This is a genomic window from Collinsella aerofaciens, assembly GCF_015560135.1.
Lineage (GTDB): Bacteria > Actinomycetota > Coriobacteriia > Coriobacteriales > Coriobacteriaceae > Collinsella > Collinsella aerofaciens_AN.
Map to the genome: position 1 here is coordinate 41435 of NZ_JADMRH010000004.1, position 17394 is coordinate 58828.

Annotated in this window: 16 protein-coding genes; 14 read left to right on the top strand and 2 right to left on the bottom strand. The window is 60.3% G+C overall.

The features are described 5' to 3' along the window. The first annotated feature begins 23 nt into the window (after nucleotides 1–23). A complete protein-coding gene (locus tag I2H19_RS02875) occupies nucleotides 24–1049 on the top strand; it encodes a threonine aldolase family protein (protein WP_195621130.1) in 1026 nt (341 codons plus the stop codon). A 77-nt stretch (nucleotides 1050–1126) separates the two neighbouring features. Then, entirely contained in the window at nucleotides 1127–1708 is a 582-nt protein-coding gene (locus I2H19_RS02880) for a GNAT family N-acetyltransferase (protein ID WP_195621132.1), read from the top strand. 45 nt (nucleotides 1709–1753) lie between these two features. Here I2H19_RS02880 and I2H19_RS02885 read toward each other — a convergent pair whose 3' ends face one another. Next, nucleotides 1754–2476, bottom strand: a complete 723-nt coding sequence (locus I2H19_RS02885) for a GntR family transcriptional regulator (RefSeq protein ID WP_195621134.1) — start codon at nucleotides 2474–2476, stop codon at nucleotides 1754–1756. Nucleotides 2477–2681: 205 nt separating this feature from the next. On the opposite strand from I2H19_RS02885, the gene I2H19_RS02890 reads away from it, so the two are divergent. From I2H19_RS02890 to I2H19_RS02945, 12 genes are all read left to right on the top strand, one after another. Continuing rightward, a complete protein-coding gene (locus I2H19_RS02890) occupies nucleotides 2682–3674 on the top strand; it encodes an SIS domain-containing protein (RefSeq protein WP_006235139.1) in 993 nt (330 codons plus the stop codon). 232 nt (nucleotides 3675–3906) lie between these two features. Then, nucleotides 3907–4989, top strand: coding sequence for a DMT family transporter (locus I2H19_RS02895; protein WP_022095163.1), 1083 nt, complete (start codon nucleotides 3907–3909; stop codon nucleotides 4987–4989). Between the two features lie 182 nt (nucleotides 4990–5171). After that, nucleotides 5172–6095 (top strand): PTS mannose/fructose/sorbose transporter subunit IIAB, encoded by a 924-nt coding sequence (locus I2H19_RS02900; RefSeq protein WP_195621136.1) that lies wholly within the window; start codon nucleotides 5172–5174, stop codon nucleotides 6093–6095. 36 nt (nucleotides 6096–6131) lie between these two features. Continuing rightward, nucleotides 6132–6926, top strand: a complete 795-nt coding sequence (locus I2H19_RS02905) for a PTS mannose/fructose/sorbose/N-acetylgalactosamine transporter subunit IIC (protein ID WP_006235136.1) — start codon at nucleotides 6132–6134, stop codon at nucleotides 6924–6926. A 13-nt stretch (nucleotides 6927–6939) separates the two neighbouring features. Then, nucleotides 6940–7773: a PTS system mannose/fructose/sorbose family transporter subunit IID gene (locus I2H19_RS02910; RefSeq protein WP_006235135.1), complete on the top strand. Its 834-nt coding sequence runs from the start codon at nucleotides 6940–6942 to the stop codon at nucleotides 7771–7773. 199 nt (nucleotides 7774–7972) lie between these two features. Then, nucleotides 7973–8956 carry an SIS domain-containing protein gene (locus I2H19_RS02915; protein ID WP_226790479.1) on the top strand — a complete coding sequence of 328 codons (984 nt, stop codon included), beginning with the start codon at nucleotides 7973–7975 and terminating at the stop codon, nucleotides 8954–8956. A gap of 160 nt (nucleotides 8957–9116) precedes the next feature. Beyond that, nucleotides 9117–9746, top strand: a complete 630-nt coding sequence (locus tag I2H19_RS02920; RefSeq protein WP_195621138.1) for an HAD family hydrolase — start codon at nucleotides 9117–9119, stop codon at nucleotides 9744–9746. Nucleotides 9747–10101: 355 nt separating this feature from the next. Beyond that, on the top strand, nucleotides 10102–11109 hold the full coding sequence (locus I2H19_RS02925) for a YitT family protein (protein WP_022095157.1): 1008 nt from the start codon (nucleotides 10102–10104) through the stop codon (nucleotides 11107–11109). A gap of 218 nt (nucleotides 11110–11327) precedes the next feature. Further along, nucleotides 11328–12047 (top strand): GntR family transcriptional regulator, encoded by a 720-nt coding sequence (locus I2H19_RS02930; protein ID WP_006235129.1) that lies wholly within the window; start codon nucleotides 11328–11330, stop codon nucleotides 12045–12047. 322 nt (nucleotides 12048–12369) lie between these two features. Beyond that, entirely contained in the window at nucleotides 12370–14349 is a 1980-nt protein-coding gene (locus I2H19_RS02935; RefSeq protein WP_195621141.1) for a RecQ family ATP-dependent DNA helicase, read from the top strand. 2 nt (nucleotides 14350–14351) lie between these two features. Further along, nucleotides 14352–15107 carry a GntR family transcriptional regulator gene (locus tag I2H19_RS02940; RefSeq protein ID WP_006235127.1) on the top strand — a complete coding sequence of 252 codons (756 nt, stop codon included), beginning with the start codon at nucleotides 14352–14354 and terminating at the stop codon, nucleotides 15105–15107. A gap of 144 nt (nucleotides 15108–15251) precedes the next feature. Continuing rightward, entirely contained in the window at nucleotides 15252–16220 is a 969-nt protein-coding gene (locus I2H19_RS02945) for an SIS domain-containing protein (protein WP_006235126.1), read from the top strand. Between the two features lie 133 nt (nucleotides 16221–16353). Here the strand turns inward: I2H19_RS02945 and I2H19_RS02950 are convergent, their stop codons facing one another. Beyond that, nucleotides 16354–17331 carry an L-lactate dehydrogenase gene (locus tag I2H19_RS02950; protein ID WP_117563734.1) on the bottom strand — a complete coding sequence of 326 codons (978 nt, stop codon included), beginning with the start codon at nucleotides 17329–17331 and terminating at the stop codon, nucleotides 16354–16356. Nucleotides 17332–17394 lie beyond the last annotated feature (63 nt).

The window sequence follows — 17394 nt, forward strand, 5'->3', positions numbered from 1 at the left end:
ATACCCGGTAAGAGAGGATTGCCATGCTCGCGTTCAACAACGATTATTCCCACGGCGCACACCCGGCGGTGCTGCAGGCGCTCGTCGATACCAACATGGAGCCGCAGCCCGGCTATGGTACCGATGCACACACCGAGCGTGCCAAGCAGCTTATCCGCGAGGCCTGTCAGGTCCCCGATGCCGATGTGTTTTTTCTGGTGGGCGGCACGCAGGCCAACGCGACGGTGATCGACATGCTGCTCGCGCCGTACGAGGGCGTCGTTGCTGCTGAGACTGGCCACGTCGCCTGCCACGAGGCGGGCGCCATCGAGTTTGGCGGCCACAAGGTGCTCACCATCCCCGGCTACGAGGGCAAGATGCACGCCGAGGATCTGGAGAACTATATCCAGGTGTTCTACGAAAACGAGAGCTACGAGCACACGGTGTTTCCGGGTGCCGTGTACGTGAGCCTATCGACCGAGTACGGCACGCTGTACTCCAAGGCCGAGCTCGAGGCGATTCACGCGGTGTGCCAGAAGCGCGAGATTCCGCTGTTTGTGGACGGTGCTCGCCTGGCTTATGCGCTGGCGGCCGATGAGTGCGACATTACCCTGCCCGAGCTGGCGCAACTGTGCGACGTGTTCTACATCGGCGGCACCAAGTGCGGCGCGCTTTGCGGCGAGGCCGTGGTGTTCTGCGGCATGCACGCCCCGGCGCATCCCATTCCGCGTATTAAGCAGCATGGCGCACTGCTTGCCAAGGGCCGCCTGACGGGTGTGCAGTTCGAGGCTCTTTTTACCGATGGCCTGTATTTTGAGATTGGTCGCCAGGCGATTGAGACCGCTCAGGCGCTGCGTCGCGTGCTGCACGAGCGCGGCTACCAGTTCTTCTTGGAGACGCCGACCAACCAGCAGTTCGTGATTCTGCCCAACGAGGACATGGCCCGCATTCGCGAGCATGCGGCGATCGAGTACTGGGAAAAGTACGACGATACCCACACGGTAGTGCGTTTTTGCACCAGCTGGGCCACAACGCAGGAGGATATCGACGCGTTGGCGGCTGTCCTGTAGCCTGATGTAATGACAAGGGGCCGCCCTGCGCCTGGGCTTGGCGCAGGGCGGCCTTTGCTTTTGGGGAGAAGGGTTATATGACCGAGATGTCCGAGCCGACGATTCGCCTGGCGACGCCCGATGATGCGCCGGCGTTGCTTGCCATCTATGAGCCGTATGTGCGCCAGACGGCGATTACCTGCGAATACGAGGTGCCGAGTGTCGAGGAGTTTGCCGGGCGCATCGAGCGTACGCTCAAGCGCTATCCGTATTTGGTGATGGAGCTGGACGGGCGTCCGGTGGGCTATGCCTATGCGAGCCCGCTCAACAACCGCGAGGCATATGACTGGTCGGTCGAGACGTCAATCTACCTGGCACGTGATGTGCGCCACGGCGGGCTGGGCCGCAAGCTGCACGACGCGTTCAGGCAATGCCTGGTCGCGATGGGCATCACCAACATGTGCGCGCTCATCGCCGTGCCGCACGATAAGGACGACGAGTATCTGACGCACAACAGCCAGGATTTCCATGCCCATATGGGATATCGCCTGGTGGGCGCCTTCGACCGCTGCGCCCAGAAGTTCGGCCGCTGGTACGACATGTGCTGGATGGAGCTGGTCCTTGCCGAGCGCACGCCCAACCAGCCTAAGCCAACCTGGTTCCCCGATCTCCTCGCCTAAAACCACCACGAAGGTGCCTGTCCCCTTTGTGGTGGTTTTGGCAGGTTAGCCGATGGGCTCGGTGTATTTGGCGCGGTCGGTGCGCTGGATGCGCTTGGAGACATGGAGCGGGCGGCCGTCGGTGTCGTAGACGTAGTCGGTGATCAGGATCAGCGCCTGCCCACGCTCAACGTTGAGCAAAAACGCCTCGTTTTGCGAGGCATAGCACACCTCAAAGGTCTTATGTCCCTGTGCCGGCGCGCGATGGAATTCCTGGCGCAGCGTGGCGTAGAGCGAACCGTTGATATCGCGGTCGATGAGTGCTTCAAAGCTCGGTGGTAGATAGGTGGTCTCCAGGCACAGTGGCGCATCGTCCAGATAACGCAGGCGGACAAGTTTGACGAGCTTGCTGCCCACGGCGGCATCAAAGAACTTGGCTATGCTGCCGCCCGCCTTGGTAAAGCCCGAGTCCACCGTGCGCGTGGTGGGCTTCATGCCCTGACCCTGGACCTGCGCCGTATAGCTCGAAAACACCAGGTTGTTCTCGTGGAGCGCCGGCGTGTCGGCCACAAAGGCGCCGCGCCCGCGCTCGGTTCGAACCAGACCCTCATCAACGAGCACCTTAAGGGCATGGCGTACGGTGCTGCGCGACAGCCCCGATTCGTCCATGAGTTCCATCTCGGACGGCAGCTTGTCTCCGCGCGCGTAGGTGCCGGCGGCGATGCGGTCGCGCAACATGCCCGCCAAGCGCTCGTATTGGGCCAGTTTCTTTTTAGATGAAGCGTTCATGCGATCAACCTGTATCTAACTTGTATGCGAGTCTAATCAAGCATGTATTCAATACAACAATAAAACCGCTGGTAGATAGTTATCGAAAACCGCATCAGCAAAATTTCTAAGACAAATATAGCATACAACTAGTCGACATAGCCAAAACATGTATGTAACTTGTATGCCATCGAGAGCATCAAACGAGAAGAAAGGCTGATGCACGATGACTACTCAGGAACAGGTTAAGGACGTCGTCTCCCAGGTTTTGGCTGACAAGGCTGACAAGGGCGGCATCAAGCGCGTCGTGTGGATTGGCGCCGGCGGATCCAACGGCGGCAACTATCCTGCCCAGTACTTTATGGAGCACGAGGCCACACAGGTCGTGAGCTCCAGCTACACCAGCAACGAGTTCGTGCACGCAACCCCTGCCTATGTCAACGAGAACACTCTGGCCGTCGTCGTGTCCATGCGCGGCACCAAGGAGACCATCGTCGCCGCCCAGGTCGCCAAGGACCACGGCGCCAGCACCATCGCCATCTATGTTGACGAGTCCGGCCTCACCGAGGTCTGCGACTACAAGATCCAGTACGACAGCCTGGCCGTCGACGAGTCCTGCATGGGCCGCACCAACTCCGCTGTCGTGACCATGATCGCCATGGAGCTTACGCAGCAGACCGAGGGCTATGCCGAGTACGAGACCGCCATGGCCGCCTTCGACTTGGTCGACCCTATCTATCGCAAGGCCGTCGAGTACACTCGTCCGCTCGCTGCCAAGTGGGCCGAGCAGAACGCCGACAAGCCCTGCATCAACGTCATGGCTCAGGGTCCGCTCTTTGGTGCCGCCTACGTCTTTAGCATCTGCAACGTGCAGGAGATGCTGCAGATCGACTCCTGCACCATCAACACCTGCGACTTCTTCCACGGCCCCTTCGAGATCCTGGACAAGCGTACCTCGCTGTTCCAGCTCATCAGCGTCGGCCGCAGCCGCTGCAACGACGAGCGCGGCATCCGCTTCGTCAACCAGTACGGTGGCGAGCGCGTCTATCAGCTCGACGCCAAGGAGCTCGGCCTCAATGACATCAAGGACAGCGTGAGCGAATACTTCAACCACCTGATCTTTGCCCCGATTCTCAACAACGTGTACATGCGCGCGCTCTCTGCCGTCACCCACAAGGACTACATGACGCGCCGCTACATGTGGAAGCTCGACTACTAGGGGATAGAGCGGCCTAACAGCTCGATGTCCTCATAAGTTGCGGTGGAATAGTTCCTGTTTGGGGGGCTTGAAGCCTCTATTTGGGAACTAGTCCACCGCAACCGCCAAGTAATCCGCTGAGGACGGAGGAAAACGGATCACTTTCCCGCTCGCCGATTTGTGTCTTGAAAAATGTATATAACGACTATAACGTAGTGTGAAACATATTGGAAACAATACCGAGGAGGCTGCGTTGAAGAAAAGCAATCTGGGCTATGTGCTGGTGCTGATCGCCGCGCTTATGTGGGGCAGCATCGGAATCTTTGTAAACGGCATCTCGGCCATGGGCGTTTCGTCCCAGAGCATGGCTGCCTTTCGCTTGTTGGTCGGAGCGCTTATCTTGGCGCCGGTCCTGATGTTTATGGGCTGCCGTCCGGGTGAGGGGTCTACCGTGGCTCAGGGTCCGCTGGCCCTGTTCAAGGCAAGCCCTAAAGAGCTTGTTCCTTGTGCGCTTGTTGGCATCGTCGGTTTGGCCGCCGCTAACACCTGCTATTACGAGTGCATGGGCGAGGTGGGCATGTCCACGGCCTCGGTGCTGCTCTACACCTCGCCGGTGTTTGGCGTCATGCTCGGCCGCGTGCTTTATCGCGAGGACGTGACCCCCAACAAGCTCGTTGCCATTGTCTTTAACATCGTAGGCTGCGTGCTTGCAGTGACCAATGGCGACCTTTCCGGTTTTCATTTTTCGGTTTGGGGCGTCACGTCGGGCGTGATTGCAGGCCTTTGTGGTGCGTCGCTCGCGGTGTTTAGCCGAATAGCAACCAAGACGGTCCACCCGCTGGCTGTCACGTTTTGGGGCTTTGTTTTTGGCGGTGCGGTTATGGCAGCTATCGCGGCTCCGTGGCCGGATGTCGCCGCGGCAATGTCGCCACAGCTGCTGCTGCTGTTCCTTGGCTTTGGACTCATCCCCACAGCCGTTGCTTACATCTTATATATGCAGGGTCTGTCCATGGGGCTCGAGACATCGAAAGTTCCCGTCGTAATGTCTTTCGAGACGGTCGTCACCGTACTGGTGGGCATTGGTGTCTACGCCGAGCCCGCCGGCGCGATTAAAGTCCTGGGCATCGTGTTGGTGCTCGCGTCCATCCTGATTATGAACACCGACTTCTCCAAGCTGCGCAACAGTGTGTTTGTCGGTCATGTCATTGAGAGCATGACCTTTAAGCCCAACGCGTGGTGGACCGAAAAATCTCAGGACATGGATCTGTTTAAAGAACGCACCGGCATTGCGCTGGAACCCACCGTACAGGAAAGCCCCTGGTACTTCGTGCGATAGGGGATTGCGCGCAGGGTCTGACCTGGGGTTATCCAGCTAGCGCCGGCCTACCCAGCCCAACGTTTCGAGTACGTTAAACCCGTCAACGGTCGATTTTCACCCGCGAACGGTCTTTATACTAATTAGCAATATAAGCAACGTATAAGACGTTATAATGACCATAACGAAAAGGAGGAGGCAAGATGAATCAGATCATTCTCGCATCTCATGGCGGCCTGGCCGCAGGCGCCAAAGACACGCTCGAGATGGTTCTCGGCGACGTGTCGAACGTCCACGTCGTGTCGCTTGCTCGTGACGACAAGGAGCCCATCACCAATAAGGTTGAGGCTATGATCGCCACGTTCAACGCGGACGACACCGTCTATGTGCTGACCGATATGCTCGGCAGCTCGGTCAACAACAACATGGTCGAGCTTTCCAAGAACGGCACGAAGTTCACGGTTGTCAGCGGTTTCAACATCCCGTTGGCGCTCACGCTTGCTATGAGCCCCGCCCCCGTCAAGGGCGCCGAGCTCGCGGCCCTCATCAACGAGGCCCGCACCGGTCTGACCAATCCCAACGCACCGGTCGAGGCCGCCGCGGCTCCCGCCAAGAAGGCCAAGGCGTCCCGTCACAGCTCCGGTCCCGCCAAGATCGTCCTCGCACGTCTTGACTACCGTCTGCTGCACGGCCAGGTCGTCTTTACCTGGACCACCAAGGTTCAGGCCGAGCGCATCATCGTCGTCGACAACGCTGCCGCCAACGATGACATCAAGAAGGGCGCTCTTAAGCTGGCCAAGCCCCAGGGCGTGCGCCTGAACGTCTTCACCGTCGAGCGTGCCCTCGCCAAGATGGACAAGCTCAACACCCTCGGCGAGCGCGTCATGTTCGTCTTTGGCAACACGGCCGAGATGCTGCAGTTCTGCCAGGGCTACAAGCTCGACGCCATCAACCTGGGCGCCACCGCCAACCACGACGGTGCCGATCAGGTCGGCGGCAAGGACAGCTCCGTCTTCCTCGACGCCAACCAGAAGGCCGACGTCAACCAGCTGCTCGACATGGGCATCAAGCTCTACGTCCAGCAGACCCCTACGTATCAGAGCGTCGACATCGACGCCAAGCTGTAATCAACCAGGCTTTTGCCTGACTGAAAGGAGAAGGGTATGAATACGTTCATCAGTGCGGTGCTCGTCGGCCTCGTCGGCGTGTTCTGCATGTGGGACTCCCGCCTGCTCGGTCGTCTTAACTTCGAGCAGCCCCTCGTTGGCGCTACGCTCGTCGGTCTGCTGCTGGGCGATGTGCCCACCGGCCTTGCCGTCGGTGCCGCCGTCGAGCTCGTGTCCATGGGCCTGGTGCAGGTCGGCGCCGCCGTTCCGCCCGATATGGTCCTGGGCGGCATCGTGGCCGCTGCCTTTGCGTGCCTGACCGATGCTTCCGCCGAGACCGCCATGACGATCGCCATCCCGGTCGCCGTCCTGGGTCAGCTTCTCGGCATCGTGTTCCGTTCCATCATCGCCGCCCTCACCCATGTGGCAGATAGCGCGATCGATAACGGAAAGTTCAAGACCGCCTACCGTATGCACATCTGCGCCGGCTCCGGTCTGTACGCCGTCATGTACTTCCTGCCGATCTTCCTCGCCGTTTTTGTTGGCACCGACCTGGTTCAGGCCATCGTCAACATGGTTCCCGAGTGGCTGTCCACTGGTCTTAACGTTTCGACCAAGATCATGACCGCCTACGGCTTGGCCCTGCTGCTCACCATGATGATCAAGAAGGGTATGACTCCGTTCCTGTTCATCGGTTTCCTGCTCGCCGCTTACCTCAACCTGTCCGTCATCGCGGTCGCTCTGATCGGTGTGTGCCTGGCTGTCGTCTTCATGGGCTTCAAGTTCAACGGTTCCCATGCAGCCGCCGGTGTCGATTCCGACTACGATCCGCTCGAAGACGACGAAGACTAAGGAGGAACACACTATGGCAACCGCAACCAAGGACGTGTCCCTGAACAAGAAGGTCAGCCAGTTCTTCTGGCGCTCCTGGGCCATCCAGGCCTCTTGGAACTACGAGCGTCAGATGAACATGGGCTTCCTCTACGGCATGGTTCCCACGCTCGATCGCCTCTATCCGGACGAGTCCGACCCCAAGCAGCTCGCTGCTAAGAAAGAGGCTTACCACCGTCACATGGCGTTCTACAACTGCACCCCGCAGACGAGCGCCTTTATCCTGGGCCTCACCGCCTCCATGGAGGAGGAGTACGCCAAGGATCCCGAGAACTTCGATCCCGATTCGATCAACGCGGTCAAGACCTCCCTCATGGGTCCGCTTTCCGGCATCGGTGACTCCTTCTTCCAGGGCACCATCCGCGTTATCGCCTTTGGCCTGGGCGTTCAGCTGGCTCAGCAGGGCTCCATCATGGGCCCGATCCTGGCCATGCTCATCTCCATCGTCCCCTCTGTGCTGATTACTTGGTTCGCCGCCAAGATGGGCTATCAGGGCGGCCACGAGTACCTGAGCAAGCTTCAGGGCGGCGACCTCATGGAGAAGCTCATGTATGTCTGCGGCATCGTGGGTCTTATGTCCGTGGGCGGCATGATCGCCACGCTGATCGGCGCCACCACCCCGCTGCAGTTCGCTGAGGGCACCGTCGTTATCCAGGACATCCTGGACGGCATGATGCCCCAGATGATCTCCCTTGGCCTCACCGGCCTTATGTACTGGCTCATCAAGAAGAACGTCAACACCGGTTGGCTTCTCGTGATCGCCATCGTGGGCGGCATCGCCCTCTCCGCGGCCGGCATTCTGGCCTAGTCGCGACCAAGCGCCTAACCGCTTTCCCCCGGGGGCCTGCCTGGCATCCCATACCCCAGGCAGGCTTCCACCCCCAAAATGCGACAATGGGACAGTCCCCTTGTCGCATCCTCAACGGACCGGCGACTCGGTCCAAACCACGGTAACCCTGCGAGCGCCCGGCAATGTGGCGCCGCAAAAATCGAAAGGAATGTGTCAGATGTACGAGATCGACCTTAACCTCCCTAAGCAGATCGTCGCTGACGTCCTGTCCAACCACGAGATCCACAGCGTCGCCTTCGTCGGCTGCGGCGCTTCCATGTCCGACCTGTACCCCGCCAAGTACTTCCTGGCCAACAACACGGACAAGCTGAACGTTCAGATCTTCACCGCTAACGAGTTCAACTACGACACGCCCTCCTGGGTCAACGAGCACACCTTCGTGATCACCTGCTCCCTCGGTGGCTCCACGCCCGAGACCGTCGAGGCCAACAAGACCGCCAAGAAGCACAACTGCCCGGTCGTCTCCCTCACCAACAAGGCTGGCTCCGCTCTGACCGTTGACGCCGACCACGTCATCGTTCACGGCTTCCACGCCAACTACGCTGCCAAGTGCGAGAAGCCCGGCTATGCTATCGCTCTTGCTCTCGAGATCCTTCAGCAGACCGAGGGCTATGACCACTACGAGGACATGATCACCGGCCTCACCAACATCTTCGATCTCTGCGAGAACGCCGCTCAGCACTGCAAGAAGCTCGCCAAGAAGTTCGCCGAGGACTTCAAGGACGACAAGATGATTTACTTCATGGCTTCCGGTGCCTCCGAGAAGATGGCTTATTCTCACGCCGCCTTCCTGTTCACCGAGATGCAGTGGATCGACGCCGCCGCCTACAACACCGGCGAGTACTTCCACGGCCCGTTCGAGGTTTCCACCGAGGGTAAGCCCTACGTCTTCTTCATGTCCGATGGCGCCACCCGTCCGATGGACGCCCGCGCCCTCACCTTCCTTGAGCGCATGGGCGCCAAGGTCGCTCTGATCGACTCCAAGGACTACGGCCTGGCTGACGCCGTGCCCGCGAGCGTCATCACCTACTTCAACCCGCTGCTGCACCTCGCCGTTATGCGTGAGTACGGCAACCAGATCGCCGAGGCCCGTCAGCACCCGCTGACCATGCGTCGCTACATGTGGAAGCTTTCCTACTAATCACAAGTAAGTAGACCTTACGGGTTGATTGAGAGGGGATGGGGTTTGTGCCCCGTCCCCTTTTTTGCTCTGGGGAGGGCGTGTTCGTCGTTCCATAAAACCCCAGATAAAACCTACCAAAATAAACCTGTCCCTTTTTGGCAGGTGGGAGGAGATGCGTATGATCAAGGCAGTGCTGTTTGACATGGACGGCGTGCTGGTCGATACCGAGTGGTTCTACAACCGTCGCCGCGTGGCGTTTATGGAAGAGAAGGGGTTCCACTTTGACGAGATTCCCGATTTTTCGGGGTCTAACGAGCCCGCCATTTGGGAGGCGCTGGTGCCCGACGATATTGAGCTGCGCGAGCGTTTGCGCGTGGAGTACAAGCAGGTCTATAGCCCGGACCATCCCGTTCCGTATGCCGAGCTGCTCAACGAGCAGACGGAGCCGGTGATGCGCGAGCTGCACGAGCGTGGCGTGAAGTGCGCTATCGCGAGCTCGTCCTATCGCGAGCTCATCGACGAGCTGGTGGAGATTGCCGGCATCGCCGACGTGCTAGACTACACCATCAGCGGTCACGAGTGCAGTGCGTTTAAGCCCGATCCCGAGATCTACCTGCGTGCCATGGAGGCGTTGGGGGTGGAGCCTACCGAGTGCCTGGTTATCGAGGACTCGCCTTTGGGTATCGAGGCCGGCAAGCGCTCCGGCGCCCGCGTCCTGGCGCTGCGCCCGCACGAAGGCGTCAACCTCGATCAATCGCGAGCCGATGCCGTTATTGATAATCTGACCGACATTTTGGCCGCTTTGTAGTGTCAATCCGCCGCGAGAAGCACGGGTTCAAACGTTTTTTGCGGTGGACTGGCTCAATTTGGTTTCGATTTTGATCCGTTTGGCTTCGATTCGGACTAAGTGAGTAGACTTTTTGGCGCAGGCCGAGCACAATGCATATCTTCCTTTGTAAAACCGCAGGTCACAGGGGTGGCGGTTTTGGGTGTGCTCGGCAGATCGTAAAAAGTCTACTCACTTGGAATTTTGCCCTTTGGTCGTGGGGGTTGCTGGTCCCGTTTTGGTTGTCGAGGGAGGTTGAATTGAAGCGCCCCCGCACGCTCCATGCTACAATCGCGGGCATGCCCCACAACCACATCTGCCTTCGAAAGGAGCCTACGTGGCGAACGCCATCGATCAGCTCACGGACCGCGTGCTCATGCTCGGCCGCCTCACCATCGTCCGCCGTGCCATTACTGCCGTGGCGGTCACAATTTCTGCCGTCCTCCAGACATTCCTGATCCAGGCGTTCATTCAGCCCGCCGACCTGCTTCCGAGCGGCCTCACCGGCGTTGCGGTCCTGCTCGATCGCGTTACCTCGCTGGGCGGCGTTCACATCGACATTTCGCTCGGTATGCTCGCGCTCAACATCCCCGTGGCGCTCCTATGCTGGAGCGGCATTAGCAAGCGCTTCGTCATCTTCTCGATGATGCAGGTCGTGCTCTCGTCGCTGTTCCTCAACGTCTTTCACTTCGCTCCATTTTTGGGCGACAAGATCATGCTCATCATTTTTGGCGGCGTGGTCTCGGGTCTGGGCGCTGCCATCGCACTTAAATCCGGCGCATCCACCGGCGGCACCGACTTTATCGCGCTGTGGGTTTCCAACCACACGGGCAAGACCATCTGGGGCGTCATCTTTGGTTTCAACTGCTTTATCCTGGCGATCTTTGGCTTTATGTTTGGCTGGGACAAGGCGGCGTATTCCATCGTGTTCCAGTTTATTTCGACCAAGACCATCGACAGTTTCTATCGTCGCTACGATCGCGTGACGCTGCAGATTACGACGCGCAAGGCAGACGAGGTCATGACTGCCTACGTAAACCATTTTCAGCACGGCATTAGCTGCGCCGAGGTCGTCGGCGGATACAGCCGCGAAAAGATGTACCTGCTGAACACCGTTGTTTCGACCTACGAGAGCCAGGACATTATCAAGTTGGTGTGCGACGTTGATCCCGGCGCCGTGATCAACGTGTTCCACACGCTCAACTTTGTGGGCGGCTGGTGGGGCGGTCATGTCGACGAGCCCATGCCCACGGCCGTTCCCGATCCCGACAAGCCCGCACGCATGGCCAGCAGGCAGGCGCGCCTCAGCGAACAGGACAGCCTGCAGCAGGACGACGGCAAGTAGGGTATTGGCATTTTGCCGGTCCTGCGCAACCCATCCGAACGAGCCCCCCGAAAGCCCCGTTGCTTTCGAGGGCTCTCGTTTGCCCAGATAAAACCTACCAAAATGAAGCTGTCGCTTTTTGGTAGGGAGGGTGTATCGTTTTATCAATATGAGGTAACATGAAACTAGACGTTATATACGTATTAGAAATTTAGCTATTTTGATAAGAGTGATCAGATATGCCTGCGCCCAAAAATGCACCGCTTTACCAGCAGATTTATGACGAAATCAAGGATGCGATCGAGAAAGGTGTTTATGCACCCAAGGAGCGTATTCCGTCCGAGCTTGAACTAGCCGAGCAGTACGAGGTGAGCCGTATTACGGTGCGCCGCGCTGTCGAGGAGCTGTGCTCCGATGGTTACCTGGTTAAGCAGCAGGGCCGCGGCACCTTTGTCTCCACGCCGCACATCAACCGCCAGTTTCACGCCTCGACGCTGCAGACGTTTACCGCGCTGTGTGCCGGCAACGGCATGAAGGCCGGTGCGCACGTGATCGATCGCCAGATCGTTCCGGCGCGCCAAAACGAGATGGAGTTCTTTGGCCTGCAGAAGGATGCGCTGCTGCTGCATATCAAGCGCGTGCGTACGGCCGACGGCGAGCCCATCTTTGAAGAGAACATCTTTGTGCCGTTTGACGCCTACCGTGAGCTGTTGACGGCCGATCTTGAGGACAAGTCGATTTTTGCCGAGGTCGAGCGTGTTGGCGGAACGCCGATTGTCTCGGTTGGCTACCGTACGGTCGAGGCCGTTCGAGCTAACGCCGAGCAGGCGGCCGAGCTGGGCATTGCTCCGCACGATCCGCTGCTCAACCTGCGTGCCGGCTTTACCGGTCCCGATGACGAGCCGGTTTTGATGGGTAAGCAGTACTACGTGGGATCGCGCTACGTTATGGTCATGTAAGTTACGCGGTTTTACCAAACCGCGTAACGGCTCGACGCTGCAAACGCCCCTAAGCGGCAATCTGACGTTCAATCGTCGGTCGCGTACCCAAAGTACGCTTCCCTCCTCTTTCACGTCACCTTGCTCGCTTAGGGGCGTTTTCGCTGACTTATGCTCAACCAGCGACGTTTGCGCGCTTGTCAAGAGATTAGCCGTTGGGAAAGTGTCCAAAAATCCCACGCTCGTTCCTTTTGGATTGCGTTGCCCGTGGCCGACGGCCGTGCGGCACCGGTCCGCGTGGCGGCGTATAATCGGCGGCAGATGACTTGGACGTTAGGAAACCATGACCGATAGCATGCAGCAGATGGCGCTTGACACGCTCGGCGCCTATTTTGGCTACACCTCGTTTCGCCCGGGGCAGGACCGCATGGTCGATGCGATCCTTGCCGGTCGCGATGCGCTGGGTGTTATGCCCACGGGCGCCGGCAAGTCCATTTGCTACCAGGTGCCCGCGCTCATGCTGCCCGGCATTACCTTTGTGGTGAGTCCGCTGCTGTCGCTTATGGAGGACCAGACCCGCGCGTTGCTCGCGGCGGGTGCGCGACCCAGCTATCTCAACTCCAGTCTTACTCCGGCCCAGCAAAACACCGTGCTCAAGCGGGCGCGCGAGGGCCGCTACCAGCTTATGTACGTGGCGCCCGAGCGCCTGCTCGAGCCGCGCTTTTTAGCCTTTGCCCAGGAGGCCGCGGGTTCCGCCGACATTGGCGTGCCGCTCGTGGCTATTGACGAGGCCCACTGCGTGAGCCAATGGGGCCAGGATTTCCGCCCCGCCTACCTGCAGATTCGCGAGTTCATCGATTCCCTGCCGCAGCGCCCCATCGTGGCGGCCTTTACCGCCACGGCGACTGAGCGCGTGCGCGCGGACATTCAGCAGATGCTCGGACTGCAAAACCCCGCGACCGTGGTGACGGGCTTCGATCGCAAGAACCTCTACTTTGGCTGCGAGGAGATGGGCGACAAGGCCAAGGCCGCGTGGGTGCGCGACTATGTGATCGCGCATTCGAGCGAGAGCGGCATCGTGTATTGCTCGACTCGCAAGACGGTCGATGCGCTGGCCGCGGAGCTTGCCGAGGCACTGGGCCCCAGCGGCATTCGTGTGGGGCGCTACCATGCCGGCATGGGCAACGACGCCCGCCGCCAGAGCCAGCGTGCCTTTATCGACGACGACATCCAGGTGATGGTTGCCACCAACGCCTTTGGCATGGGCATCGACAAGCCCAACGTGCGTTACGTGATTCACAACAACGTGCCCGAGAGCATCGAGGCCTACTACCAAGAGGCGGGTCGCGCCGGCCGAGATGGCGACCCGGCCAGCTGCCATCTGCTGTGGAACGGTAACGATTTCCGCATGCGGCGCTTTTTGATCGACCGCGGCGATGCGGCCGACGAGGCGCTTGACGACGAGCAGCGCGCGTGGGCGCTCCAGAACCGTTATCGCCTGCTCAGCCAGATGGAGGGCTACTGCAATACCACCGGCTGCCTGCGCGAATACATGCTGCGCTACTTTGGCGACGAAGCCGCGGCCGAGCATGCGGTTGCGGCTGCTGCGGGCGGCACCACAGACGACGCCGAGGGCTGCGGCAACTGTAGCAACTGCCTCACGCAGTTCGAGGTCGAGGACGTCACCGATATGGCCCGCGCCGCCGTGCGCTATGTGGCCACGCGCCCCATGCGCTTTGGCAAATCGCTGGTCGCCGACGTGCTCCATGGCGGCAACACCGAGCGCATTCGCCAGATGCATCTGGACGAGGACCGCGGCTACGGTGAGCTGTCGAGCGAATCGGTCGGGCGCATCAAGGACATCATCGGCCAGCTGTGCGGCCGCGGTTATCTGGCCACCTCGCAGGGGCAGTACCCGGTCGTGGGACTGGGTCCGCGTGCCGGCGAGGTCGAGGACGAGGCGTTCGCCTTTACCGTTAAGCGTCGCGCGTCCAAGCGCAAGGCCTCGGCCCGCGCCCGCCGCGCCGTCGATCTGCTGCGCGAGGAGGCCGAGCTGGATCAGCGCCCGCGCGTTGGCGACGATACCGAGCTGTTCGAGCGCCTGCGTGCCCTCCGCAAGGAGATCTCGACCGAGCTGGAGATGGCGCCGTATATGGTCTTTTCCGACAAGGCCCTGCGCGGCCTGTGCCGCCTGCGTCCGCAGACGCGCGAGGAGCTGATCCAGGTCAACGGCATTGGCGAGAAAAAAGCCGACGCCTTTGGCGAGCAGTTTATGGCGGCGATTGAAGAATTTGAGTCCGAGCATGCGCGGGATGGAGCGTAACGATGGCATTCGACGATAAAACCGACCGCACTGACGTGCCCGCCGTGCCGCTGTACCAACAGGTCATGGATGACCTAAAGGGCGAGATCGCGCGCGGTGTGTACCCCGCCGGCTCGCGCATTCCTTCCGAGATGGAGCTCGTGAAGTACTACGGCGTGGGACGCATCACCGTGCGCCGCGCCATCGAGGAGCTGTCGCGCGCGGGGTATCTCAACCGCCAGCAGGGGAGGGGCACGTTTGTGTGCGCGCCCAAGCTCAAGCGCAAGATTGTCCAGAAGGGTGACGTTCAGAGCTTTTCCGAGGGTTGCGCTGCCAACGACATGGTGGCCGGAGCACGTCTGGTGTCACGCACGGTGGTTGCGGCGACGCGCGAGGACGCGGCGTTTTTTGGGGTGGAACCCGGCTGCGAGCTCATCGTTGTCGAGCGCGTGCGCACGGCAGACGGCGTGCCCGTCATGCTCGAGAACAACGCCTTCGTGCTGGCCGACCATCCCTATCTGCAGACGCTTGCCGACAAGGACCTCACGGACAATTCCATCTTTGCGCTCGTTGCCGAGCATTCGGGCCGCGCGCCGCTCAAATCCGACCCCTGCACCGTGGAGATTGCGCTTGCCGATGCTCAGGCAGCCCCGCTGCTGGAGGTGCCGGTCGGCGAGCCGCTCTTCTATATGGAGGCGTACTTTACCGATGCGGACGAGCGGCCCTTGCTGCTCGGACGCCAAAAGATCGTGGGCTCGCGCTACGTGTTCGACATCTAACGTCCATAGATAGAACAACATAGAACAAGTTTGGTGAAATGACTTCACGAGCGTCGTCGTGCGTGCTATAAATAGGACAACATAGAACGACCGCAGGTACGAGCTGTCGTCGTTCAAAACCGCCACACAAGGAGGAAAACCAGGATGAACGCACATGATCTGGTTCAGGAAATCATCGAGCGCAAGGGCAAGATTGAGAACGTCTTTTGGATCGCTTGCGGCGGTTCGATGATCGACCTGATGCCGGCTAACGAGCTGCTCAAGCGCGAGGCCACCACGTTTACCTCGACGGTCTACACTGCACGCGAGTTTTGCCTGATGGCCCCCAAGAGCCTTGGCGAGAAGTCGCTCGTTATTGCCTGCAGCCACAGCGGCAACACGCAGGAGGTCGTCGACGGCTGCGAGATGGCGCTGGCTGCCGGCGCCGAGGTCGTTGCCCTCACCGACTGCGAGGGCTCCAAGATCGATAACGGCAAGTGGACCACCTGGGTCTATCCGTGGGGCGAGGGCGTGTCACAGGTCGAGGTGCCGCAGGGCATCGGCGCTCTGATCGCCGCCGAGCTGCTCGACCAGCAGGAAGGCTACGAGGCACTCGCTGACATGTACGAGGGCCTCAAGCAGATGGATGCGCTGCTGCCCGCCGCCCGCGAGAAGGTCAACGCCGAGCTGGGCGATCGCTTTGCCGAGCTCTGCCAGCAGCACAAGTTCTTCTATATCCTTGGTTCCGGCCCCAACTTTAGCCAGACCTATGCCATGGCCATCTGCTCGCTCATGGAGATGCAGTGGCAGCACTGCTGCTACATCCACTCCGGCGAGTACTTCCACGGCCCCTTCGAGGCCACCGAGCCCGGCGTGTTCTACTTTGTGCAGCTCGGATCGGGCGAGTGCCGCCCCATGGAGGAGCGCGCGCTGGCGTTCCTCAACACGCATACCGATACGGTAATGGTGCTCGATGCACTCGAGTACGGCGTGGGCGAGGTGCCCGCCAGCGTGCGTTCGTACCTGGAGCCGATCTTCTTCTACAACATGAGCTGCGAGCTGCGCGCCGCCCGCGGAAAGGTGTTCGACCACAGCCCTGAGATTCGTCGCTACATGGGCATCGAGCAGTACTAAGTAACGGGAAAAGTATTCACCTTCGATTCGCAGGGGCACTGCGTGAGTCAAAAAAGCGGGCCGCGCCGGTGGGTTTCCGGCGCGGCCCGCTTAGTATCGCGCATAGATTCGCAAGGTTGCGGCAGCCGGCGGCCTACTTCGCGTCGTAGGCCTCGGCATCCCACCAGTCGAGTTGGGCGATGTTGTCGCGGATGTGCTGGCAGCTCTTGTGGAAGCCCTCGAGCTCGTGCTCGGACAGGTCCAGCGTGTAGACCTCCTCGACGCCCTCGGCACCGATCACGCACGGCAGGGAGGTGAAGATGCCCTCCTCGCCATACTGTCCGGTCATAAGCGTAGAGGCCGAAAGCACGGCGTGCTCGTTGTGCAGCACGGCGGCGCAGACGCGCGCGGCGGAGTTGGCGACGGCGTACTCGGTGCACTGCTTGCCCTGGTAGGTTACATAGCCGCCCTTGCGCGCGAGCTCCTCGACCTCCATGTGGTCAAAGGCGTACTTGTCGGGGTTCTCGGCCTGAAGCTCGTTAAGGCTCTTGCCGGCGATGGTTGCGGCCTTAAAGGCGGCCAACTGGCTAAAGCCGTGCTCGCCGATCATGTAGGCGTCGATGGACTTGGGGCTCACGCCGACCTTCTTGGAGATCTCGGTGCGCAGGCGGGCGGAGTCCAGGCCGCAGCCCGAGCCGATGATCTTCTTGGGGTCGTAGCCGGTCAGGTGCCACAGCTCGGTGCACACGACGTCGCAGGGGTTGGAGATGCTCACGAAGATGCCGTCAAAGCCGGCGTCGACGATGCGCTTGGCAAAGGTGCGGGCGGCGTCGGTGGTAAAGAACAGCTCGCCGTCGCGGTTGCCGGCGGCCAGCGCGACCTTGCCGGCGGCGTTGACGATGACGTCGCAGCAGGCAAGTTCCTCGTAGTGGTCGTAGCAGTTGACGATCTTGGTGTTGTACGGGACAAACGAAAGGGAGTCGCGCAGGTCCTGGACCTCGGACGTCACCTTGGCCTCGTTGATATCGCACAGGTACAGCTCATCGGCAATGCCCTGCATGAGCAGACTGTTGGCAACATGTGCTCCTACGTGGCCCTGGCCGACCACACCGATCTTACGCGTCTGGTACATATATGTATCCTTTCGGCCGAGTTTTTCGCGTCGAACCATTGTAGCGTCCTGCTGCCACTTTGC

Excerpts from the sequence above, each read along its gene's own strand:
- I2H19_RS02910 (WP_006235135.1), top strand. The coding sequence starts at position 6,940 with ATGGCAACCGCAACCAAGGACGTGTCCCTGAACAAGAAGGTCAGCCAG.
- I2H19_RS02905 (WP_006235136.1), top strand. The coding sequence starts at position 6,132 with ATGAATACGTTCATCAGTGCGGTGCTCGTCGGCCTCGTCGGCGTGTTC.
- I2H19_RS02880 (WP_195621132.1), top strand. The coding sequence starts at position 1,127 with ATGACCGAGATGTCCGAGCCGACGATTCGCCTGGCGACGCCCGATGAT.
- I2H19_RS02930 (WP_006235129.1), top strand. The coding sequence starts at position 11,328 with ATGCCTGCGCCCAAAAATGCACCGCTTTACCAGCAGATTTATGACGAA.
- I2H19_RS02935 (WP_195621141.1), top strand. The coding sequence starts at position 12,370 with ATGACCGATAGCATGCAGCAGATGGCGCTTGACACGCTCGGCGCCTAT.
- I2H19_RS02875 (WP_195621130.1), top strand. The coding sequence starts at position 24 with ATGCTCGCGTTCAACAACGATTATTCCCACGGCGCACACCCGGCGGTG.
- I2H19_RS02920 (WP_195621138.1), top strand. The coding sequence starts at position 9,117 with ATGATCAAGGCAGTGCTGTTTGACATGGACGGCGTGCTGGTCGATACC.
- I2H19_RS02915 (WP_226790479.1), top strand. The coding sequence starts at position 7,973 with ATGTACGAGATCGACCTTAACCTCCCTAAGCAGATCGTCGCTGACGTC.
- I2H19_RS02890 (WP_006235139.1), top strand. The coding sequence starts at position 2,682 with ATGACTACTCAGGAACAGGTTAAGGACGTCGTCTCCCAGGTTTTGGCT.
- I2H19_RS02950 (WP_117563734.1), bottom strand. The coding sequence starts at position 17,331 with ATGTACCAGACGCGTAAGATCGGTGTGGTCGGCCAGGGCCACGTAGGA.
- I2H19_RS02900 (WP_195621136.1), top strand. The coding sequence starts at position 5,172 with ATGAATCAGATCATTCTCGCATCTCATGGCGGCCTGGCCGCAGGCGCC.
- I2H19_RS02940 (WP_006235127.1), top strand. The coding sequence starts at position 14,352 with ATGGCATTCGACGATAAAACCGACCGCACTGACGTGCCCGCCGTGCCG.
- I2H19_RS02945 (WP_006235126.1), top strand. The coding sequence starts at position 15,252 with ATGAACGCACATGATCTGGTTCAGGAAATCATCGAGCGCAAGGGCAAG.
- I2H19_RS02885 (WP_195621134.1), bottom strand. The coding sequence starts at position 2,476 with ATGAACGCTTCATCTAAAAAGAAACTGGCCCAATACGAGCGCTTGGCG.